We start from the raw sequence: 26,914 nt of genomic DNA on the forward strand, positions 1-26,914 counted from the left end.
ATGAATAATCATTCAATCGACACCCCAATCCGGCGTGTCCTGGTCATGACGGCGGTTGCCTCCGAACAGGAAGCCGTCCTGCGGGGGCTGCAGAAGAAGAACGGCCAGACGGTGTTCAAGGTAGATCTGGCCGGAGTCGGCTCGGCAGCCGCTGCCGCGAGCACCGCAAGAATCCTCGCCGAATCTGACGGCGTATATGATCTGGTGATCAGCGCCGGAATCGGCGGCGGCTTCGCGGATGTGGCGGCCACGGGAACTGTTGTTGTGGCCAGCAGCATTGTTGCAGCCGACCTGGGCGCAGAAACCCAGGACGGCTTCACCAGTGTGGACGAGCTCGGCTTCGGCTCGTCCCGCATAGCTGTTCCAGCGGAGCTTGCCGCCCGCTGGACGGAAGCGGTGCAGGTTGCGGGAGTCACGGTCCATCTTGGACCGATACTGACGGTAACGACCGCAACCGGAACCGCAGGCACGGCCGATGACTTGGTCGGCCGTGTCCCTGGCGCCGCCGCCGAAGCCATGGAAGGCTACGGCGTGGCCATTGCGGCGCAGCAGGCGGGCCTTCCCGTGCTTGAGATTCGGGGAATCTCAAATGCGGTAGGCCCGCGCGATCGTGCCGCCTGGCGGATCGGCGACGCGCTGGCGGCGCTGGAGAGCGCTTTTACTAAGCTTCAGGAGGTACTTCAATGAACATTGCATTCTCCCCGTGTCCGAACGACACGTTTGTCTTTCATGCTCTGGTCCACGGTCTAATCCCGGATGTGCCAGAATTTGAGGTCACTTATGCGGATATTGACATCACTAACAACTGGGCGATCGACAAGACTGGTCCGGAGATCCTCAAGATTTCTTACGCCGCACTGCCCTGGGTGCTTGACGATTACGCGCTTCTGCCTTGCGGAGGAGCCCTGGGACGCGGCTGCGGCCCCCTTGTGCTGACAAAGGACGGCACAGCCGGACCTGCCAATCCGTCTACACTTAGCGGCCGGCGGGTAGCTGTCCCGAGTGAACGCTCCACCGCTTATCTGCTGTTCCGTCTCTGGGCCGCCAAGAATGTGCCAGGTGGTGTGGGCGAAATTGTAGTGATGCCCTTTGATCAAATCATGCCTGCGGTACGCGATGGGCAGATCGACGCGGGACTGGTTATTCACGAGGCCCGTTTCACCTATCCCGAATATGGACTCTCGCTGATGACAGATCTGGGCAGCTGGTGGGAGGAGACCACAGGTCTTCCGATCCCGCTTGGCGCCATCATCGCCCGCCGCTCCCTGGACCTGCCCCGCATTGCGGAATGGATCCGCGCTTCCGTACAGTATGCCTGGGCGCACCCGGAAGCATCCGCTTCCTATGTCGCAAACCATGCCCAGGAGATGGCGCCAGAAGTTACTCAGGCCCATATCGGCCTGTACGTCAATGAGTTCACCGCCAATCTGGGCGAGGATGGCTACAACGCGGTTAGCCACCTCTTAAGCCTTGCTGCTGATGAAGGATTAGTGCCGCGAATCGATCCGGCCAAGCTTCAGTGGCCATCAGAGTAACCCGGTTCTATGATTGCAACAAAGACTCCCTTCCATCAAAACGGATAGGGAGTCTTCTTGTTAAATACGCAGATCTGCGTATTCTTGTATCTGATTCCGGCAGCGCGCTAAGGGGCATATAGGTAGTGAACATAAAGAGTTTGTCAGATTATAAGTGTATTCCGACACAGCTCATGTAATGATGATGCCTGTGACCGAATCTATAGACGCAGTCCTCTCTTCTACCCACACCTTCGTTTCGCATAGCTTGGATCTGTTCGCTTAAGTCCTTTCGGTTATCCATGCCGTTCTATTCATGCAGTTCTATCCATGCAACTCCTGAAGTATAACCCCTTCTGGCAGCAAAGAACGCACGTGTCCCGCCAACTCCGAGTCCTGCACATGCAGTGCTCCGCCAAGGATAATTGCTGATCCTTCATCAGATGAGGTCCGGATCAAGCGGCCAAGCCCCTGTCTAAGCCGAAGCTTCATATACGGAAGATCAACCTCCGCATACGGGTCTCTGGCGGACTGCCGTTTGGCCATAAATACCGGATCCTGCGGCGGGAAGGGCAGCGACCAGATGATCGCGCATGAGAGCGATGGTCCAGGCACGTCCAGTCCTTCCCATAGACTTACCGCGCACAGTATGGAGGATTCGTCCGCCTGGAACCTGGCGATCTGATGACTGATCTCCTGATCCCCTTCATAGTAGATGGTCCGGCCGGCTAATTCCGGTCTTCGTCCAGCTTCCTGTTTGAACTGGCGCAGCTCCTCCATGGTCCGGAACAGAATTAAAGCTCCGCCCTGAGCTGTCTTTAGGGCATTTGCGGTTAGGCTCATTTTCTGCGCAAAATCCCCCTCCTGTTCCCAGGCAGGGGCAAACACCTTCATCTTCTCCTCATAGTTATAAGGGGAATCCACCGAGAAGGAGAGATAGTCGGAAATGCCCAGACTGTCGGCCGCATAATGGAATGAACCGTCTACGGACAGGGTTGCCGACGAGAACACAATGGGAATGTTCAGATTGAATACCCGGTCCCGGAGCACTTCCTTAACCGTCTTCGGCATAATGGAAAGGGTGAGTTCCCCCCTCTGAAGGGTTGTCCAGCAGATCGGCGGCTCTGGACGCTGGAACAGGCTCAAGGCCTTCTGCATCATTTCCAAATGCTCCTCTACAATCCGGAGCTGATAGTCATCAAGCGTGTACAGCTCGCTCTCGAAGACCAGCTCTTCTTCAATCCGGTCAAGCAGCCCTCGGAAGGCTGCGATCCCACTGAGCACCCGGTTGTTTAAATCCACCTGCATCCGGTCTGAGCCTGCTACGGCCCTGCTGCTCTGCTCCAGGCTTATGAACAAAAGTTCACTCTGCTGAATAGCCTCATCAATAAGTACGGCCAGGCTTTCCCTGATCTCCCCCTGCAGCAGCCGGGTAATAATCTCCTCAAATACGGTATGCTTCAGATTATAGCTGAGTGCCTTCTGGGCGGCCGTCTCCAGCAGATGACCCTCATCGAATACCACTGCGCAGTGTTCAGGCAGAAGAGGCAGCTGGCCTTCCTGCTTGCGGCCTTCATAGGTCCACACATGCTCCATATAATAATCGTGCGAACAAATGATCAAATCGGACGAAGCTCTATAATGGTCCCTGGATAGAGTCTGCCCACAGCGATGTCTCCGGTCACAGACGAAGCAGTCCTGAAACGGGTCCCAGCTGATCTTCTCCCACTGCTCATCATTCAAATGCGGATAGTCTTTGCGGTCTCCATAAGCATGGAAAGCCTGCATTGTCCCAGGGTGCGTAACGAACCTTGGAAACCCCTGATAGATCTCCTCATAATGCATTGCTTCCATCTCTTTGGCCCTGGCTTCATCCAGCTTAACCAGACATACATATTGATCCGGCGATTTGCCGAGCCGTGCGTCAATGGCGAAATTCAAGTGGCGGATCAGCTTGGCCACATCACCTTCCGGTTTGACCAGCTGTTCAATTAAGGACTCATCCGCACATGCAATGATCGCTGGCCTGCGCATATAGCGGGCATATGCCGCGGCATACAGCAGGTATACCAGCGTCTTTCCGGTACCTACCCCGGCTTCAGCAAAAATGGTCTTCTTCTCGGCAAAGGCTCTCTCCAGCTGATAGGCCATAAAAATCTGTTCGTCCCGGATCTCAAAGCCTGCTTCCGGAAGTATGTCATAGAACACGTCAGCAACCCATTCACCCAGCTGTGGAATGAACGGCTGTGATGGATCGTATTGAAAAGGGTAACGCTCCACTCTTTTTTGCCCCCAATAAATAAAATAACCCGCATAATCTTTGACCGCCGCGCTCTGCGGCAGCAAATTTCAATTATTACATGCCCTACCTCAAAACACAAACCGAATTTCAAGAATAACGGCCTAAAAAACCGCCTAACCCTAAGTTAGACGGAAGCTTTAAGGCTTATACGAGCGCCCTTACCGCACTCAGCACGACTCCAACTAGGAAGCCGCATATCGCACCATTTATCCGAATCCACTGCAGATCCCGGCCCACTTTTCCCTCAATAAAAGTGACCAGTTCCTCATTGCTCAGCTTATCCAGGTTCTCTCTGACCAATGCGCCGATCTTGGAATAATGCTTCTCAATGAATCCGATGATCTGCCGTTGAATCCATTCTTCTCCCTGCTGAATCCGCTCTGGGCTGCCCTCTAGATTTCCCAGCAGTTTGAGCAGAAATGGGGTCAGCCATTTTGTATGAAATTCACTACTCATTACGAACTGTCCAGCTCGATTCAGCAGACCCTGAATATAACCCTCAATCTTGTCTTCAGATACCCACTGATCCAACAGGCGATGCTTCGCCCCCCTAACCTCCTCTAGGAAGCCTGGACGATCCACCGCTTCTCTCAGCTCAGCATGCAGAAGCGCAAGCAGCTTCGCCCGATTTGGATTGTCCGGATCTTTATAGTTTATGATATGTCCAAGAATGAAGTTCTGGATCATATCCCCCAGCTTGTCCTCGCTCAAGTAGCCAATAAATGCGTTAACCGCGAACTGCATAAGGCCGCCCATCTTAAGCTGCTGGATCTGCTCTATGCCTATCCTTCCGAGCATATCCCGCGTTTCAATCCGGGCAGCCCAATCATGAGCCCGCTCAAGCACCAGATCAAGAAGCTTCTCATCATAGCCCCGTACAGTGACTTCTTCCATCAGCCTATGTATAATCCACTTCTCATCCAAACGGTCCGCCAACTGACGGATCTCTTGGGAGAAAACCCTGCTGATCTCTGCCACAGGCATATGCTGTATAACATTTGCCAGCACTGCGGAGATCACTTGATTGTAACTTCCCGCCTCGACACCTTCTCTGACTTTAGCCAGTCCGAGCTCCGCAATGCGGATGCTTCTGATCTTCTCTCCGATGCTTTCTTTGCGGAGCAGCTCGGTCTCAATCATGGAAATTACCGCTCCGGTAAGCTTCTCCCGGTTCTTAGGCAGAAGCGCTGTGTGGGGAATGGGGATACCCAGCGGATGACGGAACAGCGCTGTCACTGCGAACCAGTCAGCCAATCCTCCCACCAAACCCGCCTCAAAGCCGCCTTGGAGCAGGCGCAGCCCCAATGACCCGTCGTGGAACGGAAGAGTGGCTGCAAACCCTACTCCCATGACCCCAAGTGAAATTCCCGCTATATAGTTTTGTTTAGGTTTTGTCGTTTTGAGTGCCATCGTTCTCCCTCGCTTAACTCGTTCTCTTTTCCTACATCTTTAGACATCATAGCACAAATTTCCGGCCACCCGAAAATCGGCTCTGTACCATCTCACAAAAGAAAAGGCCGTCCCTGGTTTCAGAGACAGCCTACCACACCACATCAAAACGGCTTATTAAAGCCCGGTTATAGTTTATCAATCAGCAGCACTTCAAGGGCGGCTAGTTCAGACGTGTTCATATTCTATGAACTTAGCGCTCCCACTTCTCCGGGAGCCAGGTCAAATCTTTTGCGGTATCCGCACTTGCGGCACAGCTCTTCCACCACTTCGCGCCGGGAGAAGCCGTCATACATGTTATTGGCTCTCTCACCCTCAATAATTTCAGAGAAGGGCTTCTGATGAATATTCCCCAGCTTGATTACTCCCTCACCGTCCAGGCAGCACGGAATCACAGTGCCATCGATCAGAACGCCCGCCTGGTTCCGAAGACCATGGCAAAAGCCCGGACCGTGATCCTCTTCCTCCTTCAGGTCAGGCCACTTGAACTCATAATCCTGATTCAAATAGATTCTGTCGGCAATTTTAACCCCGCTGCCAGGGCTCACCTTCTCCACAATTTTGAAATCCAGGTTGAATTCCCGCTCAATATACTCAAGCGTCTCCCGGTTGCGGCTCCGCTGAAGATTCGTAATGTTATCCTCATTCAGATTCCACAGCCGGAGCGAGATAATGATATTCGACTGCGCCACGGCCTCTTTCACAAAATTCAGAACACTCATAATATAGCCGTCGCGGTCGGTTGAGCCTTCATGGCCGTCAAAGCTGTGAAGGGAGAAGTTCATCTGCCGGAGAGCCGGCTTGCCAAGCAGCTTATGGCGGTTCTTGTTGATCAAGGTACCGTTCGTTGTAATATTGACCTTGAACCCTTTCTCATGGGCAATATCAAGCATCTCGTCAATCTTCGGATGAAGCAGCGGCTCACCTTTAACATGGAAATAAATATAATCCGTATGCGGCTTAATTTCATCCAGTGTCTTCTTGAAATCTTCCAATTTCAGAAAACCGGCCTGCCTTTTCGTCGGTGGACAGAAGGTGCAGGCCAGGTTGCAAATACTTGTTGTTTCAATATAGAACTTTTTGAATTTTTTCATAGCTGAACTCCAATTCTCTACGGGTGTCTATCATATATAGATCATGTCTCTATCGCTATGAAGAATACTATCGCAGTTTACGGAAGTCTGCAAGCCATGCTCTTGTGTGCGTATTCCCGAGAAAGGTTAGGGACGCTTCTTGCCCCTGCGCTCCAGGTAGCCCTGGTAATACCAAATGAAAATAGCCAATAAAGCGCCGGTGAGCAGATAACCACCAAGGACATCACTCGGGTAATGAACACCCAGATAGATTCGGCTGATCCCGATTCCAATTATGAAGACCAGACTGATCAGGATGATAAGAATCCGCCCAATCAGCTTGGGGGCATGCTTCCACAGCAGGAAAGCAAGCCCCCCATACAAGGCTATCGTTGCCATGGCATGGCCGCTCGGGAAGCTGAACCCGTTCGCTTCCGCAATCCGGTGCAGTGTGGGTCTGTCTCTTCTAAAGATTGCTTTAATAATCGAGTTGATTAAGGACGAGCTGATGGCCAACGCAGCAAGAAAAACAAGTTCACTTCGGTGCCTCAGCACAAAATATAAAATGACGATAGCGGCAAGCGTTATTACCGCAACCGGGATGCCTGAACCGATCCAGCTGAAAGATTTCATTACCACGGTTAGCCCAGGAGATTCCATACCCTGAACCCAACCAATCACCTTATCATCAAACACATGGATCTGATGATCACTGATCCAGTAGGCAATAAGCACAAATCCAACCATACACAGCAGCCCCGCTGCGAAAGCCGATGTAAACCACCTTTTTCCTGACATAAGAACTATCCTACCTCTTCTTTGTTATTCACTGTTCTCTTTACTTGTTCTCTCCGGCAATTAACTCAGAAACTGTGACCATAGTATAGCCTTGTTCCTTAAGCCATTTGATCTCTTCGGGAAGCGCCTTTACCGTGCTCCGGACCTTCTTGCCGCCAAAGCTGTGCTGCAAAATAATGCCGCCGGGTCCGACCTCCTTCTTGAGGTTGGCCAGAATGGTGGCCGGGGTTACCGCCTTCCAATCGCGGGTATCTACAGACCAGTTGATCAGCAGCATCTTATTCTCCTCAAGCACCTTTTTAACCTCATCAGATGCATTGCCATAAGGGGAACGGAACAATACCGGGGTATGACCCGTCAGTTCCTTAATCTTCTCATTGTTACCCTCGATTTCTTCTTTTATTTCTTCCGGACTCATTTTATTAAGATTAGGATGATTAATCGTATGATTCCCAATTTCATGTCCTTCATCATAAATCCGCCGTACCATATCCGGATCTTTATGGATCTGCCGGCCAACAAGGAAGAACGTTGCTTTTACATCATTTTCTTTAAGAATGTCCAGAATTTGAGGCGTATACCGGCTGTCGGGACCATCGTCAAAAGTTAAAGCAACTTTCTTGCTCTCCATCTTAACATCATAAATCTCACGGAACTTAAACTTCTCCTGAACAGGCTCCTGTGGCTTCTGTGCCGGCTTCTTTACCACCACCGTCTTGCTCGCCTCATTCTTGGCCGCCTCTCTCTGGAGAACAGCGATATGATTGATGATGGACAACAGGATAATGATACTTCCAATAATCAGAATATAATGATATCTCTTTAAATTCATCCCCATGAATCTCCTATCTCTTAGTTTGTTCCCAAGCTCTCCCGCTGCATATGCCCCACTAAAACAAAACACCCCGCCGGAGCCAAAAACAGCCGGCAGGGTGCCCTGCATGAACCAGCAATATATCCCATTATATCTTATCTAGCCGTGAAGAGTTAAACAAAAAGGTAACAATTCACAAAAGATGCCATGAACCATCTGGTTTATTTAACAAAACATGACTTAAATCACATCATTCTCAGCATAATACAGAAATACCCTGCATCAGCTCCACAACAGGATGGAAAGAAGGTTGCCATAAATGAACGCCTATAAACCCTCCGTTTTGCAAGCCAGCATGATGCTCATGCTTGCGGTAGGACTAAGCAATCATGTATTTATTATCCCTGCCTTGTTAAGCTCAGCCAAGAGAGATGCCTGGATCTCTGTCTTACTGTCCGCCGTGCCCCTCTTCGTAATTTCGCTGCTCCTGTTTGCCATTTCGCACCTCACCCGGGGACATACTATATCTGAATGGATTGACAACCATCTTGGCCGTCTGCCTGGGTATCTATTCAAGTGCCTAATCATGCTATTTTTCTTTGGTGTGGCATTTTGCACGCTGTTTGAAACCGTAATGTGGACTAAAATAACGTTTCTGCCGCTTACTCCAAAAATATTTACCGTGAGCTGCCTGGTTGTCCTGTGTTACTTTGGCGCAATCAAGGGAATTAAAGCGCTAGGACTCGCTTCCGGAATACTCCTTCCCTTTGTAGTGATTCTCGGGTTCTATGTTGCGATGGCCAACCTCCAATTAAAGGACTATCACCAACTCTTCCCTATGCTGGAGAACGGATGGCCACCAGTGTTGAAAGGTATAATTTACGCGAATTCCGGTTCCTTCGAAATTTTCTTTCTGTTGTTTATTCAACCGGAGCTTAGGTCCGCCTTCAAGAGGAAGCAGCTCCTGATTCTAAGCTTAATTGTGGTCGGACTGACCCTCGGCCCTTTGACGGGCGCCATTGTCGAATTTAATCCTTATGAGGCGCAGATGCTCAGATACCCCGCATATGAGGAGTGGCGGATTGTCCGTCTGGGCAAGTATATCTCTCAGACAGACTTTTTCTCCATCTACCAATGGCTGTCAGGAGCGTTTATCCGAATCTCTCTAGCCATGTATGCTGCACTTAATGTATGGAATATTAAGAGCAGACCGTTAAAGGTCAGACTTTGGGCAGTGATGGCAGGAGGATTGATTCTACTGGGCATTATGCCCATCAGTGATGTTAATTTCAATCACCTAATGTTTAGCTTGGTGTTTCCGTTTAATACCGTTTTTATTGCCAGTATAACTCTCATTCTTTGGATTGTGGTACGAGTAGGGAGCCGCAAAAAGGAGGAGCCTCATGCGTCAAGCTGAAACTGTTCCCAGCATGGAGAACATGAATGAACAATTCCTGACAGACTATTTCCGCAACAATGCCGATGTGGTCTTTCACCGGTTCCATGTCAGCAGCGAGTCGGACAGTCTGCAGCTTCTATTAATCTACAACGACGGACTTGCAGATATTAAGCAGCTGAACCAGTTTATTCTGCCCCGATTGGAGACGATGTTCACAGATAAACAGTTCCAAAGCCGGGAGTCTATCGAAGGAGGACACGCCCTGCCGCTCACCATTATAGGTGAAGATAATCTGCTCAATGAACTCACCCTTAAGATATTCAGCGGCAGTCTGGTGATCTATGCTGCCGGGCTCCAAGTATTTCTGAGCATAGATATCGCCAACCCACCGGCTAGAACACCAGAAGAATCGGCAACAGAGGCCCCGATCCGCGGCCCTCGTGACGGGTTCACCGAAGAGTTGACTGTTAATACGGCATTGATCCGCAAACGCCTCCGCTCACCTTCTTTCTGTGTGGAGCAGTTTGTAATTGAGGGCCGGGGACATACGAGCATCGCACTCTTCTATGTGGATGACATAATTAATCCGGCTATTGTTGATGAGGTCCGGGGCATACTCCAGAGTATCGATACGGATGCTATTATTGGAACTGCATATATCGAGGATATTCTAAAGAACAATAAATATACTGTGTTTCCTTTGGCTGACTATACAGGAAGACCTGATTATGTGGTAAATGCGCTTTTGAATGGCCGGTTTGCCGTCATGTTTCAAGGTTCACCCATGGCCCTTATCGCTCCTGTAAGTATATTGAATCTGTTAATATCCGCTGAGGATGCGAATACCCCTTCTCATATTGTGACCCTCGAGAGACTGCTGCGGTTTACTGGACTATTTATTGCCCTCTTCTTCCCGGGATTCTACCTGGCCTTGACCTGCTTCAACCTGGAACAGGTGCCGCTTCCACTTCTGGCCACCATCAACAACGTGCGGAACGGACTTCCATTATCCGTTACTATGGAGACGTTTATGATGCTCTTTCTGTTCGAGATATTCAGCGAAGCGGGCCGGCGTCTACCCAAGGCTGTTGGCCAGACCATTACCGTAGTGGGGGGGCTCATTATCGGAGATGCCGCCATCCGGGCAGGAATCACTTCTCCCACGATGATTGTTATGGTCGCAATCACGATCATCGCCACACATTCACTCGTCAACCAGATTTTAAGCGGGACTACTGCGATTATCCGGATTATGATTCTAATCCTCTCAGCATTATTTGGCATGTATGGATTCCTGATCGCAGTAATCGGCCTTGTACTGCACCTTGCTGGTCTGGAGAACTTTGGGGTTCCTTATTTATCGTCGGTATCCCCGTTTAATAAGAGTGACTTCGTTCCGGCATTCTTCAGGAAGCCGGCCAGAGATATGAAGAAGCGGCCTGAGTATCTTCAAACTCAGGATGATACAAGGAAGGAAGACCGCTCATGAAACTCAAAAAAGCTCTGATCCTGCTCCTTCTCCCCCTCCTCCTGGGGGGCTGCTGGGACAGCAAGGAGGTTCAAAGCATAAACTTTGTAACCGCGATGGGAATTGATTATGTCCATCACAACTACGTGGTATATGCGCAAATCTTGGACTTCGCCAATCTGTCCAAACAGGAAGGGCCATCCGATTCACCCCAGGAATCGGCTCTGGTCATAGGCAGGGGAGAAGGCAGCTCCATTCTGTCGGCCATTAATCAATTATATCCAACCTCCCAGCAGCAGACGCTCTGGACTCATGTGAAGGCCGTGGTCCTCTCCAAATCCGTGCTGGATACCAAGCTGTCCGAGGTATTTAACGGCCTGTTCCGCTCTGGAGAAATGCGTTATACGTCATGGGTATATGGCACAGATGAGGATATCAGCTCCATTCTTTCTTCCAAGACCCTGCTGAATCACTCTGCTCTCAGCACCAATCTGTTCGACCCTGTCCGGGGCTATTATCAGCTGTCTTATGTACCGCCGATCCGGGTCATTCACCTCATGAAGGGAATACGTGAGCCCGGATCCACAGTGCTGCTGCCTGCCATATCAAGCAGCAACAAGACCTGGACCATGAACAATAAGCTGCTTAGCCTCTCAAGCATGAACGGGCTATATGTCATATCCAAAGGGAAGAGTTGGGGCCGCGCCGAGGGAGAGCAGCTTGACGGAGCCCGGTATGTGAATTTCGACGGTTTCAAGCAGTTCCCACTTGAAATCAATGACCCGGTCCAAGGAAAGGCTGTCGTTTATTTAACAAAGCCTAAACCCAAGATTACCCTGGCTGAAAGCCGGGGAGTCATTCACACCTCCATCGAGCTCGGCATCACAGGGAAAATTAATGAGATTGACCACAACTCCGGCATTTCCAAGGAGAAGATTAAAGAGCTCAGCAGGAGCAAGATCAAACAGCAGATCATCCGGAACTTTGAGCTGTGCAAAGACAAAGACCTGGATCTGTATGGACTGGAGGAAATCCTGTACCGGAGGAACAATAAACTGTGGAAAAAGCTGCCCGGCCATGGGCAAAGACCGATCATACGCCGGTTTGAACTTGATCAGGTGGCCGTGAACATCAATGTTGAGGATTCTAATAGCTACAATTTAAAACTATTTTGAATATTCAAATACGTTCTCCCGGCTGTCACCGTCGCAGAGCATCTAAAAGAAATAGGCCAACCCGTAATATGGTTGACCTAATAATACGAAGGGCGGTCATTAGGACGGCCCTTTATGAAATAGAGTTATTTTTTTTCTACAGCATGTCCACCGAACTCATTACGAAGCGCGGCAACGACTTTACCTGTAAACGTATCGTTGTCCATGGAACGGTAACGCATCAGCAAGGACATGGCGATAACCGGAGTTGCAGTCTGAAGGTCCATAGCTTCCTCCACAGTCCATTTGCCCTCGCCGGAAGAATGCATAACCCCTTTGATACCCTCAAGCTTGCTGTCCTTCGAGAACGCATTCTCAGTCAACTCCATCAGCCAGGAGCGGATAACCGAACCATTGTTCCAAACCTTGGCTACCTTCTCATAATCAAAGTCGAAAGAGCTCTTCTCCAGCACCTCAAAGCCCTCACCAATCGCAGCCATCATTCCGTACTCAATGCCGTTATGGACCATCTTCAGATAGTGGCCGCTGCCTGATGGACCCGCGTAAAGATATCCATTCTCCACCGCTGTATCCCGGAAGACAGGTTCAACGATACTCCAGGCTTTCGCATCGCCACCGATCATATAACATGCGCCGTTGCGGGCGCCTTCCATACCGCCTGAGGTTCCTGCATCCATATAGTAGATGCCGGATGTTTTCAAATCCTCTGCACGGCGAATCGATTCCTTGTAGTGGGAGTTGCCCGCTTCAATTACAATATCGCCTTCGCTGAGAAGGGGTTTAACATCACTTAGAACCGAATCCACCACACCATGGGGAACCATGATCCAGAGCACCCGGGGAGCTGGAAGCGACTGAACAAGCTCATTCAGATTAGCATAACCTTCAGCTCCGTATTCTTTCATTTCAGCTACCGCTGCCGCGTTCAAGTCGAACGCCGCAACCTCGTGTTTGTGATCGATAAGGTTTTTACCCAGATTAAGTCCCATTTTGCCTAGTCCAATAAGACCGATTTTCATGTCATGTTCCTCCTGAAATGTTTGTTATATCTTTATCTATTACCACCACTTGAATCCATCTTCAGCTAGCAGCTTATGGGCCGCCTCCGGTCCGTTCGTACCAGCAGGATACAGATGCAGTGGAATGATATCTTCTTCAAAAGCTTCCAGAACCGGCTGGATCCATTTCCAGCTGAGCTCCACTTCGTCCCAATGGGCGAAGAACGTGGAATCCCCGCGCATCGCGTCAAAGATCAGGTTCTCATAAGCCTCCGGCGCATCCTTGGAGCTTGAGGTAAAATGCATGTGCACAGGCTCAAGCTTGCCGCCGTTCTCGGCATTCTTCGTATTAAGCTGCAGCGTAATGCTCTCCGAAGGATTAATCTCAATCGTCAGCAGGTTTGGCGCTGTCTCTTCCCCGCTCTCAGAGGCAATCTTGAGCGGCTCTTTGAACTCAACCACAATACGTGTTGATTTCTCGTGGGTTCTTTTGCCCGTACGGATATAGAATGGAACCTCGCTCCAGAATGGGGTATCGATCCAAAGCCGCGCAGCCACGTAAGTATCATTGCGGGAACCCGGTTTGATTCCGTTCTCCTCCAGGTACCCGGGGAGGACCTGCTGATTCAATTCACCAGCGCTATATTGCCCACGAACCACCTGATTCATGACTTCTTCTTTCGGAATAGGACGAAGCGACTCCACAATGTTCCGCTTCTTCATCCGCACTTCATCCGGCGTGCTGCGCTTAGGCAAATGCATGGTAACCATCATCAAAATTTGAAGCATGTGATTCTGGAACATGTCCCGTATGGTGCCGGCCTGGTCGAAATAACCGGCCCGGTCTTCAACACCTACCAGCTCGTTAGCCGTAATCTGCACGTTCGCAATATACCGGTTTGTCCACAGTGCTTGCAGCACCGGATTAGCAAATCCTAATACCTCTAAGTTCTGAACCATCGGCTTGCCGAGATAATGGTCGATACGGAAAATCTCATCTTCCGTAAATGCCTGGCTTAGACTGTCATGCAAAGCTCGTGCGGACTCCAGATCATGACCGAACGGCTTCTCAATAATGAGCCTTCTCCATCCTTTACCCGAACCAAGTCCGCTTTGATCTATGTTTTGTGCAATTGTCCCAAAGTATTCCGGGGATACCGAAAGATAAAACATGCGGTTTTCCGGAATTTCCAGCTCATTTTCACGTTCCTGTACAGCTTGTAACAGCCTGCTGTAGTCCTCAGACTTGTTCACGTCCAGAGAGCAATAGCGGAACGAACTCAAAAAAGCCTCCAAACGATCACCGATACCGAGTCGTCTGGAGAACTTATGGAGCGAATCCCTAACACTGGCCTGAAAGTCCTCCTTGGATATTTCTCTTCTTCCGAGTCCGAAGACTGAGAAACCTTCCGGCAGCTTATTATCGATAAACAAATTGTAGAGCGCAGGGTAAATTTTTCTTTTAGCCAAATCCCCAGTGGCTCCAAATAACACAAATGTCATTGCATCCACAACTATCCCTCCAGATCATCTCTCTATAAAAAGTATATAAGGTTACATCTTGTTAGCGATCAAACTCAACTTAGCTAGTTTACACCCGCCGAAAATAATCGTCAATAACCCCAAAGGTCCTTCCCCGCTAAGATTTCATGAGGAAAAGGAACGATTTGGAATAAAAAAAACTCCTCTTGCCTTATGACAAAAGGAGTGTAAGCGTTAAATTGATATTATCAAATTGAAATAAAAAATTTCTAAATTCAATGACATTTATCACATTCGTTCACGACTATTCCGTGACTTATGTTTCCATAAAACGTTAATGATTCATCATCATAGCAGAATTAGACTGCTCGGCATCTGGTGCCGGGGCATCTTCCTGCCGCTTAGGTCTGCGAAGTATGATTCCAATCAGCGCGCCGAGCACAGCTATGCAACCTGCCACCATGAATGTATCCCCATAAGCAGCAACGGCACCTTTAACGGGGTCTTTTAGCTCAGCAACATGATCCGTGATTCTCGAAGTAAGATAACCTGTCAATCCGGCTACCGCAAACGACACCATCACCTGCTGAGCTGCAGTGGTAAGCGGAGTAACCCGGCTTACAAGCTTTCTTGGAGCAGATTGAAGCACATGGGTATTAATCGCCATCATGGACAAGCCCATTCCCGCTCCCATCATGGTCAGCGCGGTAATAATGTACCACGATGCTGTATCCACAGCGATGTTTGAGAGCAGCATAAGTGCGGCGGTAATAATGGACAGGCCCGTAATAACGAGAGGTCTGGCTCCAATTTTATCGAACAGACGGCCGCCAATCGGCATGAACAGCCCTGACGCCAGCGCTTGGGGGAGCACAGTAAGGCCGCTCTCAAGCGGACTGTACCCTCTGACCTGCTGCAAGTAGAGCGGCATAATCATTATGGCGCCGAAGAGTGCGATCTGTGAGATCCAGGCGATAATAATCCCCCGGGTAAAATCACTTGACCCGAACACCCGTAGTTCAAGCAGAGGCTGCTTCTGGCGAAGCTCAACAAAGATAAAGATCAGCAGGGCTGCGCCTCCTACAATCAGTCCAATCAAGGTCTCGGTAGATGTCCAGCTCTTCCCACCTTCGCTGACACCGTAAGCAAGCATGGAGAATGCGATTGGAGCAAGAATAATACCCAGAATGTCCAAAGCAGGCACTGTCTTACGTTCAACTTTCGGCAGGAACTTAATACCCACAATCATTGCCAGGATTCCTACAGGAAGGTTGATCAGAAAGATCCAATGCCACGATACATACTCAACCAGATAGCCGGACAGAACCGGCCCCAGTGCGGGCGCAAGCAGCATTGGTACGCCGAGCATCCCCATGATGGAACCCATCTTCTCTGGAGGAGCCAAGCGAAATACCATAGCCATCCCGATCGGCGCGACCATGCCGCCGCCGAGACCTTGAATTACCCGGTACAGAATCAGCTGTTCCGGCGATGTAGCCAATGAACATAATACGGAGCCTAGGGTAAACAAGGCTATCGTGATCAGAAAAATTTGCTTGGCTCCGAACCGGTCTGTCATCCAGCCCGCAAGCGGAATTACCGCGGACAGAGCAAGTGTGTATCCTGTCACAGTCCACTGTATTGTCGAAACAGTGGTGTTGAAATCTTCTACCAGTTTAGGCAGGGCTACATTAACCACTGTACTGTCCAAAATAACCATGAACATCCCTACAATGACGGCCATAAGGGGCGCGATCAATTGCCTGATTGTAACTTCGCCTTGAACGGCGGAAGTTTTTGATGAACTCATTGTTAAATCCCTCCATCATCTCCTGATTTTTTCTCTCTATGAAGTGTGAGTGTTTATCTATGCCCGCATACTAAAATATGTATAATGATAATAGACGGTATGTTGATTAACACTCACTTTGTTATTGTAGATAGCAGGGTATTGAAAAGCAATAATCAGTGTGGAACAATATGTCAACTAATGAACACAAGGATATCTATGTGTTGATTTATATGAAAGGATGGCGAGAATCATTGGAAGAAACAGTGGACCGGCGTATTCTAAGAACGAGGCAGATGCTGCGGGAAGCGCTGATTGAGCTCATTGAAATCAAGGGTTATGACGGGATCAGTGTACGGCAGCTAACGGAGAAAGCGGGGCTGAACCGGGGAACCTTCTACCTGCATTACCGCGATTTACAGGATCTGTTGGACCAATGTGCGGAGGACATGATCCAGGGCTGGATGCAGATTATGAGGGAGTTTAATCCCGTTGAAATCCAGAACAACAAATATCTCTGCGATCCCAACCCCCATGTCACCCGGGTATATGAGTACTTCAGGACAAATTCCTGGTTTTTCAAAGTCATTCTGGGGCCAAAGGGCGACCCTTCCTTCCCCCTCAAGATGAAAAGATCGATGCTTGAACACTTGGAGAATAAAAGAGTCAAGCTGCAGATTAAAGACGAAGATTGCCTTGTTCCGGCAGATTATATTAATGAATATGTGCTGTCGGTCAATATGGGCATTCTTCAGCGCTGGTTCGAGAGAGGCATGGTCGAGACTCCCGAAGAAATGGCCATCATTAATACCCGGCTTTCCCAGCTCGGCCCGCTCGGTTCGTCTGGCTTCCCTGTAAACAAATAAAGCCATGGGTCTCCCGTCAGGGAGATCCATGGCTTATCTAATATTTGCGAAAGTTTACGGAAGCTCTTTCCACTCCACAATAAACTCACCTTCAAAGTCTCCGCCCTCAAAGCGGCTGACCTCCTCAAGAGCATGCCCGCACTTACAGGAAATCTGGTCGGCCCCATAATTGTCCGTGCCGAATTCAATGGCCTCATTACGATGACTGCGACGGCCTGGTGTGATGGTATGCTCCTGCCCACACTTCAAGCAGCGGATCAAAAATCCTGTGCCCATATTTACACCTTCCCTGTCAATGGTCTATTCCAGAAAATCCTTAAGGCGCTTGCTTCGGCTTGGATGTCTCAGCTTGCGGAGCGCTTTGGCTTCAATCTGTCTGATCCGTTCACGGGTTACGCCGAACTCCTTGCCGACTTCCTCAAGCGTACGGGTACGGCCATCATCAATGCCAAACCGCAGACGAAGCACGTTCTCTTCACGCTCAGTCAGTGTATCTAGCACTTCCTCGAGCTGCTCCTTGAGCAGTTCGTAAGCCGCCGCGTCCGCCGGGGCCATCGCATCATGGTCCTCGATGAAGTCCCCCAGATTGGAATCGTTCTCTTCCCCGATCGGAGTCTCCAGAGATACCGGTTCCTGGGCGGCCTTCATAATTTCGCGGACCTTCTCCACGCTAAGATCCATCTCCTTGGCGATCTCTTCCGGCGTGGGTTCGCGCCCCAGATCCTGCAGCAGCTGCCTGGAGATACGGATCAGCTTGTTAATGGTCTCCACCATATGGACAGGAATCCGGATGGTTCTTGCCTGATCGGCAATCGCCCGGGTAATAGCCTGACGAATCCACCATGTGGCATAGGTACTGAACTTGAAGCCTTTGTTGTAATCGAACTTCTCTACCGCCTTAATCAGACCCATATTGCCTTCCTGAATCAAGTCAAGGAACAGCATTCCGCGCCCGACATAACGGCGTGCGATACTGACAACAAGCCGCAAGTTAGCTTCCGCGAGCCGCCGTTTGGCCGCCTCATCCCCTTGTTCAATACGCTTCGCAAGCTCTACTTCCTCAGTTGCGGACAAGAGAGGCACACGGCCAATCTCCTTCAAATACATGCGCACAGGATCATCAATCTTAATCCCCGGCGGAAGAGAAAGATCATCATCAAAATTCATGTCATCGTTCTTCGCATCATCGGAATTGAAGCTGACATTCTCATCAGCATCATTCTCCAAGTCAATCCCATTCTCGGCTAACTGTTCAAGAAACTCGTCAATTTGATCCTGATCCTGATCGAACGGGGCGAGCTTGTTCAGAATTTCTTTATAGTTTAGCGAGGATTCCTTCTTGCCTTGTACAAGCAGTTGATCCTTCACCTGCTCAAGTGTTAGATCTGTGTCTAGTTCAGTATGCTGTCCGTTCTCCATCATCCCGCTCCCTTCAACCAAAACAACGTATGAAAATTAACAATAGTTACCTAATTTTTCACCCTTGTTCATTTGACAAACCGGAAAAATTATGGTAATATGAAATTACATTATTTTTTGAAAAATATGTTTATGACATATCTTTAATTGTAACAAATAACTTACTTTTTTTCAACTTTTGTTTTACAATTATTCCGGCCTTTTGGCCGGTTTTTTTATTTTATGCTGATCTTGCACATCATGCAATAGCAAAAAGAGCCGGTTTTCCGACTCTTTTGTTATCTTATTCATAAGTATATGTGTCCTTGAAGTTCTTCATCCGTATCCGGAGGTTACACCATAACTTTTCTAAGCTGGAACATATATCTGGACCGGACAATCCAGTAGTAGATGCACTGCACTCCAAGAAAAGCCGCTCCGGTTAATGCGACCGGGGTCATCATTTCGCCAAGGCCAAACCGGCTGCCCAGCAGGGACAGCACCAGCAGCGTCTGGAGAATCGCTATAACCACTGGAACAAAGAACAATACTGCAATCTGCAGGGTTACTGACCGGTTCATCTCATTCATACTCAGCCCCACCTTGGACAGACTATGAACAATCTTCCGATCCTGGTTCAGATCACTGAACAATCTGAAATACAGAAAGCTTGCCGAAGAGATGGAGAAGATCGCGGCAATGAAGACTCCAACAAAGCTGATCAGTGAGGTTACTTCCTTGTTTTGCGCGTATTCTCCCCCTCTTGTTGACATGAAGTTTTCCGATTGTCCGCTCTGCATCCGCTCTGAATTCAAGCTGTCTATTTTACTTCCAATTACCATTTCCGGATCTGTCAGACTAAGTCCCCCGCGGCTGGAAGGCCATGCGGGTACATGATAGAAGTACCGGGTTGATCTCGTGTACGACTTGAGACTGCTGTACTCCTTCTGGAACTTTTTGAACGTCTCCCCGTTTACGACAATCACGGGATCATATAAGAAGTATTGATCTGTCTGAAGGTGAGACGCCACCTTAAATTCACTCTTAACAGGTTCCGATAAGCTTACCTTCTTCAATGTCTTATACTCCTCAGGAAGGTCTTGAGCCTTGGAATAGACAAGTACAGCTTCTCCAGAAGCGAGTGCCCCTATTGGCTGCAAATTCATGGCTTCAAGCAGACGGTTCATTTCATCCAGCGAGATGATTTCAGAGCTGCCTTTCTGGACTCCCTCCACATAAGTACTAAGAGAATGTGTTTTAATCTTCTCGAAAGATATACCCGCTTTCTTAAACTCCGCCTCATATATGCGAAGATCATTTTCGACATCCTTGTCTTTATAAACCGAATAAGAAGCGGCAAAAGGATTTCTCGTAAACTTATCATTAATCTGGATATTCTCGGCCAGGACAATCCCGACACTCATACAGGCGAGCGCCGTAACTACAGTGACCATAAACAGCATTCGCGCATTGTCCTTAATTTTGTAGCTCATTTCTGAAATCCATAACAAGCGGGTTCCGCGCCATACCCATCTCCGGTTCCTCTTGATCATCCTTAACAGTGGCACCGTAATCTGGGTGTAGAAGAAGTAGGTCCCGAGGATACCTGTAAAAGCGGCCACCATCAAGCTGTTCTCAGTGAGCTTCGATGGTAGAAGCGCGAATACTGCAATCCCTAAGAGCACAACCCCAATTAGCGCCAAGAGAATGGAAACCTTAGGCTCCTTCTTCGGCTTGCTGCTTCCTTGCAGAAGCTCTAGAACCCGGTTGCGCCGGATGAAGATGAGTGTGAACAAGGAGATAACCAGGAATAGTCCGAGAAACGCTCCCGAGGTAAGAAGCATCGCCTTCACAGGCCAATAGAACGGCAGATGTCCGATCTGAACCACACTTTCACACAGCATCAGAAACAGCTTGGAGAGCACCATACCGCACAGAATTCCGACGACAATCGAGAATGCGCCAATCAGCATGTTCTCGAGCAGCACCAGCTTGTTCAACTGCCCGGAGGAAGTACCCAGAATGGTCAGAATCCCGAACTCCTTATTTCTCGCCTTGAGAAAGGTGCTGATCGAGTAGATCACAAACAAAAACGAAAAAACGAAAATAATGTACTCGGCAATCACCATGCCAATGCCAACCATCCGGCCGATCTCTGTATGTGAAATAACCGGATGATAGATGAACATGGCATACGTGAAAAAGATCATCACCATAAAGGCGCTGCTGAGAAAATAAGCAAAATAAGCCCTCGCGTTGCGCCTTACATTATTAAACGCGAATTGAAGAAAGCTCATTAGCGTTACCTCCCAGGAAAGAAAGCATGTCTATAATCTTCTGAAAGAATGCCTGTCGGCTGTCCCCACGCCGGATCTCACTGCTGAACTGGCCATCCTTAATAAAGACGACCCGGTGGCAGTAGCTCGCAGCCAGTGGATCATGGCTGACCAGCATCATCGTCGTGCCTTCGGAATTATTGATTCCCTCCAGTGTCTCCATCACAATTCTTGACGAGTTGGAATCAAGTGCCCCTGTCGGCTCATCCGCAAGCAGCAGGGACGGCGAAGAGATGATTGCACGGGCAATCGCCGCCCGCTGACGCTGGCCTCCCGAGACTTCATATACCCGCTTCTTCAGAATGCTTGTAATTCCAAGGCGCTCCGCGATCGCTGCCAGCTTGGCGTCCATCTCCCGGATCGGACGTTTGTCGAGGGTAAGCGGGAGCACAATATTCTCCCCGATGGTCAGCGTGTCCACCAGGTTGAAATCCTGGAATACGAAACCAAGCTGGCGCCGCCGGAATATGGCGAGGTCTTTCTTTTTCAGAAGATAGGGATTGCTGCCGTTAATGAGCACTTCTCCAGAGCTTGGCACATCAATGGTGGAGACCATGTTGAGCAGGGTTGTCTTCCCGCTGCCTGAAGGACCCATAATACCAACAAACTCTCCTTTTGCAATCCTTAAATCAATATCACTTAGAGCGCGGGTTGTGACTCCGCCGCCATATACCTTGCTTAATCCTTTAATTTGAAGCATATCCATAAGATAACCCCTTTCTCTAACAACGGTGCCTTACGGCCCCCCGGTTTTATTTCTTATGTCTATACTTTACAGAACCCTTGGTGCCGCTACCATGGATTTAACTTAACGGAATCTTACGATCCTGTAAGGTTATGTTCGGGTTCAAAAATAAGGCGGAGGGTCGTGCCTGCTCCAGGCTCTGACTCCAGCTCCACCCGGTGACCCAGCTGGCTGCAAATCTCTTGGACAAGATAAAGTCCCATTCCTGTGGATTCGCTATACTGCCTTCCCCTTTGACCCGTGTAATACGGCTCAAACACCCTCGGGAGATCCTCCTTAGCTATTCCGATTCCATAGTCCGTAATCTCAAGCACCTGGAACCTGCCTCTTTCATAAGCGGATAAGGAGATTTTGTCCGATATTCCGGCTGAATAATTCACTCCATTCGTCAGAATCTGCCCGATGATGAACATCAACCATTTCTTGTCACTGTAGATTTGAATGGACGGTTCTATCTGAATATCCGGGTAAACTGCCTTGCGGATAAACAATCTGCGGTTCTCGGCGATCGCGCCATTCACAGCATGCAACAGATTCACCTGCTCGACGTGAAAATCGTGACTGAACTCTTCCAGTCTGGAATTGTACAGTACCATTTCAAGCCCCTTTTGAATCCGGTCTACTTCATCCTGCATGCTGTCAGACAGCTCGTCATCCCGATCCTTCAGCATCAGCTGCAGTACGGACACCGGTGTCTTCATCTGGTGCACCCAGCGGTTCATGAATGCGGTATGGTTATCCATCTTGCGTGTATAGGTATATATTTCATTCTGATAGAGGGTGTACTGGGATTTCATCAGTTCATTGAATGCCTCGGACATCGGGCTGTCTCCGGTCCCGGTAAGCATCTCTTCCAATGTACCGGCAGGTTTCGTGAGACGGTGATACAGCCTTCGCTGCTGGATATAACGCAAAATTAAGTAGAGGGCAAGCACAGCTATACTTACGATCAAGCTGTAGAGCGCAATGCGAGGCTGACGGTTCCCGGACAGCCAGTAAATGGAGAGAACCAGCAGAGTTTGCACAACAAAGACCAAAATTACCGGGAGTTGATCCTTCCAGAAAAGTCTCATGGCTCCTCCACCCATAGGGGTCTTAGCATATAACCCGCACCTCTGACCGTTTCAATCGCTTCCCCCGCCCCGAGCTCCTTCAGCTTTTTGCGGATACGGGTGATATAGACATTAAGTGTATTGTCATCAATAAAATGCTGATCCTCCCACATCCGGTCAAGCAGCTTGTCCCTGCTGACTACCCTTCCTTTCCGCTGCATCAACAGTTCCATCAGCAGTGCCTCCTTATGCGTCAGCTCCACTCTACGGTCCGACAATTCCATAAGCAGACGTTCAGGATAAAGCACGAGCCCATCCAGAATGACCGTTCGTTCCTCCTGAGTCGTGGAATAGGCCCCATAGGCTCTTCTTAGCTGGCTGCGAATTTTAGCCATAACCACCTCGTAATGAAACGGCTTGGTAATGTAATCATCAGCCCCATTCTCCAGCGCCATCACCTGATCCATCTGGCTTTCCCTTGCGGAGATGAAGATAATCGGACAATTGGAGACCGAGCGGATCTGTCTGCACCAATAGAATCCGTCATAGCTTGGAAGATTCACATCCAGCAGCACCAGACTTGGCTTAGTCTCATGAAAAGTGTCCATGACCCGGTTGAAATCGGTAACGATGACAGTACGGTATTCATACTTCTCAATATGGGAACGAAGCATCTCTGTAAGCTTCGAATCATCTTCTATAATAAGTACAGTGAACATTGGAAGCACCTCTCCTAATTTATTAGAAACACATCTGTAGTATAGACGTTTCTATTAGCCTTTTCCCCTCGGTTTTAAAGTACTATTCCACTCTTGTCCCACATAGATTGATATAGAAAACCGTTAAGAGAGAATCCGCTTTATACGGACAGTATGAATTCTAACCCAGCCGAGGAGCCTTTCCAATGAAAAAATACGCCGTTCCCAAATATATGACCGTACTCGTCCCCTTCTCCTTTTTGCTCGTCTGTGTAATCCTGTTTGCCCCCTCGGCTTTTCGCATGCTAAACACGGAGTCGGCGGTGACCTTCAAAAATATTTTTAACGGAATTTTTCTGGAGTCCATTCCGTTTGTTCTTGCGGGAGCCCTGCTCTCCTCCCTGCTTCATCTCTGGATCCCGGAGCAGATGATCAGCCGCTGGGTTCCAAACAATCCGCTGCTCGCGATTCTGATTGCCTGCACGGCAGGTATTATTTTTCCAATCTGTGAATGCGGCATGATCCCGCTTGTCCGCCGGTTAATCCAGAAAGGCATGCCGGTCTACATGGCTATGGTGTTCATTCTAGCCGGGCCTATCCTGAATCCGGTTGTCTACGGATCAACCTACGCCGCCTTCCGGTCCCATCCAGAGATGGTGTATGCCCGAATGGGACTGGCCCTGATCGTGGCCACCGCCATCGGCCTGATCTTGTATGCAACCATGAGAAGCTCACCACTCAAGATGTCGCTGGCCCAAATCAACGGTCAATCCATGCCCCGCCACCGCCACCAGGGCGGCCGCATTACAGCAGTGTTTGTCCATACGGCGGACGAACTGTTCGCGGTGGGGAAATATCTGATCCTCGGCTGCCTTCTGACCGCAGGTATCCAGACCTTCATCGCCAAGGACAGCCTGACTTCCATCGGCTCACATCCGCTTGGATCATACGCGTTCATGATGGGATTTGCCTTCGTGCTGTCGCTGTGCTCGACATCGGACGCTTTTGTGGCATCCACCTTCTTGCATTCCTTCTCTTCCGGCTCCCTGCTGGCATTCCTGGTACTTGGGCCCATGCTGGACTTCAAAAATTTGATGCTGCTGCTGTCCGCGTTTAAAGCCAGATTTGTTGCTTTCTTGGCATTCCTGATCCTCTCACTGGTGTTTGTGCTGAGCTTTCTCACGGATCGGGTACTGCTCCATTTGAATTAGTCAGGAGGGAAGCTCCTTGAATGAACCCGCCGTCATCCGGACCCACTACCTGATTCGCGCCATCGTCTTATCTGGAATCGCATGTTATATCTATATGCTTGACCGGAATGAGTCCCTGCACTACTTCATAGCGCCAAAAATGGAGGTATGGGTCAGACTGTGCCCTATTCCACTAGTCATAATTGCCCTTACGCTGCTGTTTCAAGCCTTCTTTGGCCGCAGCAGAAATCTGTGTGACTGTGACCATCCGTTATCGCCTTCCCTATTCAGAAATACATTGATTTACGGGATATTCCTTATCCCTCTGCTGCTCGGCTTCCTTCTCCCTAATCAAGCGTTGGGCACGGCGGCGGCCCGGAAGAAAGGAATGGCGCTGACCGGCCAGTACAGTGCGGAACAGACTCTGAAGGAAAAATTCAAGTCCCCGGATATTTACAACGAGGAATTCACCGAGCTTGCTCGGCTTCTGTATACCGAGCCGGTGATTGAGGTTAGGCCGGATATTTTCTACGAAACGATCGGAGCGCTGGATTTGTTCAAAAAGCAGTTTGAAGGCAAAAGAGTCCGTCTAAGCGGATTTGTCTATTCAGACACTTCCTTGGATCAACATGGCGCTTTTGCCTTGGGCAGATTCCTGGTTCTGTGCTGTACAGCAGACGCCTCCCCGTTCGGAGTATTCATTAAACCCAAGAAGCCCGTTCAATTCGCCAAGGATGCCTGGGTGGAGATTGAGGGCAGAATTCACATCACCACTAGTCAAGGCAAAGAGCTGATGAGTATAGAAGCGGACAATATCCGCACCATTCATCAACCGAAAACCCCGTATATTTATCCTAATGATGATTCTGTGGCCAAACTAACCAAGGAGCTGAATAAGAAATGAAGGATATTCCTGTCGTTGTTCTGAGCGGATTTCTGGGGAGCGGCAAAACCACTCTGCTGCTCAGAATCCTTGCTGAAGCTGAAGTGAGAGGGATCAGAGCGGCAGTTCTGATGAATGAGATGGGGCGGCATGATGTGGACGGCCGCATATTGGAAGAGGAAATGCCCGGGATACAAATCAACCGGCTCCTGGATGGCTGTATCTGCTGCACACAGCGAAGTGAAATTGAAGGCGGGGTCACCCGCTTGCTTCAGGCCTCCCCCGATTTTCTGGTCATGGAGCTCAGCGGAGTAGCGGACCCTGATCAAATCCGGCGGGCTCTACTTCAGCCTGCGCTTCGCTCACGGGTTCATATCAGCCATATCCTGACTGTGATCGATGCGGAGCGCTACTTGGAATATAGCAGCTTCTTCTCCTCGGACCGGGAGCTGATCCATACGCTCCGCAGCCAGGTTAAAACTGCCGGAACCGTGATCATTAACAAAATAGATACGGTGAGTGATTCCAATCTGGAGAAGATTCAAAGAGCGGTCCGGAAGCTGAATCCGCAGGCGGAGATAGTCCCTGCCCGGCACTGCCGGATCGAACTCGAAGAAATATGGCCAGCCGAAGCGGCACTCTTGCCTTCTCCTAGCACTGCGAGCCAACCGCAGCAGGGAGGAGCATTCGCTAAAGATTACGAAGCATCCTGCTCCCCCTTCAAGATGGTCTCACCAGCAGCTCCGTCACAAGCTGCCTCCTATTCCAGTTTAAGCAGTGTTACCCTTTCACTGCCGGACAAATCCTATGACCGCGAGGCGCTCACGCAATCGCTCGCCGCGTTAGGCTCCGGTCTGGTCCGGGTCAAAGGCTACGTACCCGCAGGAGACGGAAATCTGTATCTGGTTCAAGGCTCCAATGAACGGTATGTGTGGCAGATTAGTTCATTAAACGTAAAGCCTTATTTGGTCTTCATCGGCCGCAATCTTGAAGAGGAGAGACTGGAAGCCGCAGTTCGGGCTGGTTCCCAATCTCTTTTACATTAGAAAGGTTCCAAGAACCAGAGATACACCGATAATAATCCCTCTAAGAAGCTGGGCAACCGCCATGTTGCCCTTGGCGATCTCTTCCCCAAGCTTGGTCTTAGGGGTCACCAGATCAAAGAGCAGATAGACAATACACAAGGCAACGATGCCGACAGCGGACCAAATCAGCATTTGAACCCAAGAATGACTGCTGAACGAGACCATAGCTACGATGATGCACAGTCCCAGCATTTTACTGCCCATATACATGCCAGCGGCTTCGTTGCCCCTAGCAATCTCCTCGTTATCCTTGAACCGGGTCAGCAGGCTAAATACCGCATAACCAAACAGCAGAATAACAAGTAAAATTAGCAGACCTATACCAAGGTCGGCCAAATCCCCGACGAAATCCTTCATCATCCATTCCTCCTGAATATGTAATCACCAAGTTCGTTATGCA

24 protein-coding genes are annotated in these 26,914 nt (G+C 49.6%); 9 read left to right on the plus strand and 15 right to left on the minus strand.

Features of this window, described 5'->3' with window-relative positions:
* The gene (locus tag BN6628_RS15180) at positions 1-687 is read left to right on the plus strand and encodes a futalosine hydrolase (protein ID WP_068618819.1); all 687 of its coding nucleotides are present in this window, start codon (positions 1-3) and stop codon (positions 685-687) included.
* Positions 684-1,535 carry a 1,4-dihydroxy-6-naphtoate synthase gene (locus BN6628_RS15185; protein WP_068618822.1) on the plus strand — a complete coding sequence of 284 codons (852 nt, stop codon included), beginning with the start codon at positions 684-686 and terminating at the stop codon, positions 1,533-1,535. Before BN6628_RS15180 ends, BN6628_RS15185 begins: the two co-directional genes overlap by 4 nt.
* Positions 1,536-1,838: 303 nt before the next feature.
* Here the strand turns inward: BN6628_RS15185 and BN6628_RS15190 are convergent, their stop codons facing one another.
* The 5 genes from BN6628_RS15190 to BN6628_RS15210 all read right to left on the minus strand — a co-directional run bounded on the left by BN6628_RS15190 (position 1,839) and on the right by BN6628_RS15210 (position 7,968).
* Positions 1,839-3,794 carry an ATP-dependent DNA helicase gene (locus tag BN6628_RS15190; protein ID WP_068618824.1) on the minus strand — a complete coding sequence of 652 codons (1,956 nt, stop codon included), beginning with the start codon at positions 3,792-3,794 and terminating at the stop codon, positions 1,839-1,841.
* Between the two features lie 166 nt (positions 3,795-3,960).
* Positions 3,961-5,226 (minus strand): DUF445 domain-containing protein, encoded by a 1,266-nt coding sequence (locus BN6628_RS15195; RefSeq protein ID WP_068618826.1) that lies wholly within the window; start codon positions 5,224-5,226, stop codon positions 3,961-3,963.
* A gap of 224 nt (positions 5,227-5,450) precedes the next feature.
* Positions 5,451-6,359: a radical SAM/SPASM domain-containing protein gene (locus BN6628_RS15200; RefSeq protein WP_068618828.1), complete on the minus strand. Its 909-nt coding sequence runs from the start codon at positions 6,357-6,359 to the stop codon at positions 5,451-5,453.
* Positions 6,360-6,485: 126 nt separating this feature from the next.
* Positions 6,486-7,136, minus strand: coding sequence for a phosphatase PAP2 family protein (locus BN6628_RS15205; RefSeq protein ID WP_068618830.1), 651 nt, complete (start codon positions 7,134-7,136; stop codon positions 6,486-6,488).
* Between the two features lie 40 nt (positions 7,137-7,176).
* Positions 7,177-7,968 carry a polysaccharide deacetylase family protein gene (locus BN6628_RS15210; protein ID WP_157692482.1) on the minus strand — a complete coding sequence of 264 codons (792 nt, stop codon included), beginning with the start codon at positions 7,966-7,968 and terminating at the stop codon, positions 7,177-7,179.
* Positions 7,969-8,269: 301 nt separating this feature from the next.
* On the opposite strand from BN6628_RS15210, the gene BN6628_RS15215 reads away from it, so the two are divergent.
* Genes BN6628_RS15215 through BN6628_RS15225 form a run of 3 tightly spaced genes read left to right on the plus strand, consistent with a single transcriptional unit; the run spans position 8,270 to position 11,992 of the window.
* Entirely contained in the window at positions 8,270-9,367 is a 1,098-nt protein-coding gene (locus BN6628_RS15215) for a GerAB/ArcD/ProY family transporter (RefSeq protein WP_068618832.1), read from the plus strand.
* The gene (locus tag BN6628_RS15220) at positions 9,354-10,838 is read left to right on the plus strand and encodes a spore germination protein (RefSeq protein ID WP_068618834.1); all 1,485 of its coding nucleotides are present in this window, start codon (positions 9,354-9,356) and stop codon (positions 10,836-10,838) included. The genes BN6628_RS15215 and BN6628_RS15220 overlap by 14 nt, the downstream gene beginning before the upstream one ends.
* The gene (locus BN6628_RS15225; protein WP_068618836.1) at positions 10,835-11,992 is read left to right on the plus strand and encodes a Ger(x)C family spore germination protein; all 1,158 of its coding nucleotides are present in this window, start codon (positions 10,835-10,837) and stop codon (positions 11,990-11,992) included. The genes BN6628_RS15220 and BN6628_RS15225 overlap by 4 nt, the downstream gene beginning before the upstream one ends.
* A gap of 125 nt (positions 11,993-12,117) precedes the next feature.
* Here BN6628_RS15225 and gnd read toward each other — a convergent pair whose 3' ends face one another.
* The 3 genes from gnd to BN6628_RS15240 all read right to left on the minus strand — a co-directional run bounded on the left by gnd (position 12,118) and on the right by BN6628_RS15240 (position 16,282).
* The gene (gnd, locus tag BN6628_RS15230; RefSeq protein WP_068618838.1) at positions 12,118-13,011 is read right to left on the minus strand and encodes a phosphogluconate dehydrogenase (NAD(+)-dependent, decarboxylating); all 894 of its coding nucleotides are present in this window, start codon (positions 13,009-13,011) and stop codon (positions 12,118-12,120) included.
* A 39-nt stretch (positions 13,012-13,050) separates the two neighbouring features.
* Complete coding sequence (zwf, locus tag BN6628_RS15235) at positions 13,051-14,502, minus strand: glucose-6-phosphate dehydrogenase (RefSeq protein ID WP_068618839.1); 1,452 nt, start codon at positions 14,500-14,502, stop codon at positions 13,051-13,053.
* 304 nt (positions 14,503-14,806) lie between these two features.
* Positions 14,807-16,282 carry an MDR family MFS transporter gene (locus BN6628_RS15240; RefSeq protein WP_068618841.1) on the minus strand — a complete coding sequence of 492 codons (1,476 nt, stop codon included), beginning with the start codon at positions 16,280-16,282 and terminating at the stop codon, positions 14,807-14,809.
* A gap of 233 nt (positions 16,283-16,515) precedes the next feature.
* Between BN6628_RS15240 and BN6628_RS15245 the strand changes: the two genes are divergently transcribed.
* Complete coding sequence (locus BN6628_RS15245) at positions 16,516-17,127, plus strand: TetR/AcrR family transcriptional regulator (protein WP_162272656.1); 612 nt, start codon at positions 16,516-16,518, stop codon at positions 17,125-17,127.
* A gap of 54 nt (positions 17,128-17,181) precedes the next feature.
* Here BN6628_RS15245 and BN6628_RS15250 read toward each other — a convergent pair whose 3' ends face one another.
* The 6 genes from BN6628_RS15250 to BN6628_RS15275 form a co-directional block, all read right to left on the minus strand.
* Positions 17,182-17,403: a hypothetical protein gene (locus BN6628_RS15250; RefSeq protein ID WP_068618843.1), complete on the minus strand. Its 222-nt coding sequence runs from the start codon at positions 17,401-17,403 to the stop codon at positions 17,182-17,184.
* Between the two features lie 24 nt (positions 17,404-17,427).
* The gene (gene rpoD / locus BN6628_RS15255) at positions 17,428-18,546 is read right to left on the minus strand and encodes an RNA polymerase sigma factor RpoD (RefSeq protein ID WP_068622344.1); all 1,119 of its coding nucleotides are present in this window, start codon (positions 18,544-18,546) and stop codon (positions 17,428-17,430) included.
* Positions 18,547-18,878: 332 nt separating this feature from the next.
* On the minus strand, positions 18,879-20,822 hold the full coding sequence (locus tag BN6628_RS15260; protein ID WP_068618845.1) for an FtsX-like permease family protein: 1,944 nt from the start codon (positions 20,820-20,822) through the stop codon (positions 18,879-18,881).
* The gene (locus tag BN6628_RS15265; protein WP_068618848.1) at positions 20,797-21,567 is read right to left on the minus strand and encodes an ABC transporter ATP-binding protein; all 771 of its coding nucleotides are present in this window, start codon (positions 21,565-21,567) and stop codon (positions 20,797-20,799) included. Before BN6628_RS15265 ends, BN6628_RS15260 begins: the two co-directional genes overlap by 26 nt.
* Before the next feature lie 113 nt (positions 21,568-21,680).
* The gene (locus BN6628_RS15270; RefSeq protein WP_068618850.1) at positions 21,681-22,679 is read right to left on the minus strand and encodes a sensor histidine kinase; all 999 of its coding nucleotides are present in this window, start codon (positions 22,677-22,679) and stop codon (positions 21,681-21,683) included.
* The gene (locus BN6628_RS15275; protein ID WP_068618851.1) at positions 22,676-23,377 is read right to left on the minus strand and encodes a response regulator transcription factor; all 702 of its coding nucleotides are present in this window, start codon (positions 23,375-23,377) and stop codon (positions 22,676-22,678) included. The genes BN6628_RS15270 and BN6628_RS15275 overlap by 4 nt, the downstream gene beginning before the upstream one ends.
* A gap of 185 nt (positions 23,378-23,562) precedes the next feature.
* Here BN6628_RS15275 and BN6628_RS15280 point away from each other — a divergent pair, with 185 nt between their 5' ends.
* The 3 genes from BN6628_RS15280 to BN6628_RS15290 are packed head-to-tail and all read left to right on the plus strand — an operon-like array spanning position 23,563 to position 26,475.
* Positions 23,563-24,567 carry a permease gene (locus tag BN6628_RS15280; RefSeq protein WP_068618853.1) on the plus strand — a complete coding sequence of 335 codons (1,005 nt, stop codon included), beginning with the start codon at positions 23,563-23,565 and terminating at the stop codon, positions 24,565-24,567.
* A gap of 16 nt (positions 24,568-24,583) precedes the next feature.
* A complete protein-coding gene (locus tag BN6628_RS15285) occupies positions 24,584-25,450 on the plus strand; it encodes a TIGR03943 family putative permease subunit (RefSeq protein WP_068618855.1) in 867 nt (288 codons plus the stop codon).
* Positions 25,447-26,475 carry a CobW family GTP-binding protein gene (locus tag BN6628_RS15290; RefSeq protein ID WP_068618857.1) on the plus strand — a complete coding sequence of 343 codons (1,029 nt, stop codon included), beginning with the start codon at positions 25,447-25,449 and terminating at the stop codon, positions 26,473-26,475. The genes BN6628_RS15285 and BN6628_RS15290 overlap by 4 nt, the downstream gene beginning before the upstream one ends.
* Here the strand turns inward: BN6628_RS15290 and BN6628_RS15295 are convergent.
* Positions 26,467-26,871, minus strand: a complete 405-nt coding sequence (locus BN6628_RS15295; protein ID WP_068618859.1) for a DUF350 domain-containing protein — start codon at positions 26,869-26,871, stop codon at positions 26,467-26,469. The genes BN6628_RS15290 and BN6628_RS15295 overlap by 9 nt on opposite strands.
* Between the last annotated feature and the right edge of the window lie 43 nt (positions 26,872-26,914).

This window comes from Paenibacillus tuaregi (genome assembly GCF_900086655.1).
In the GTDB taxonomy this organism is placed as follows: Bacteria; Bacillota; Bacilli; order Paenibacillales; family Paenibacillaceae; genus Fontibacillus; species Fontibacillus tuaregi.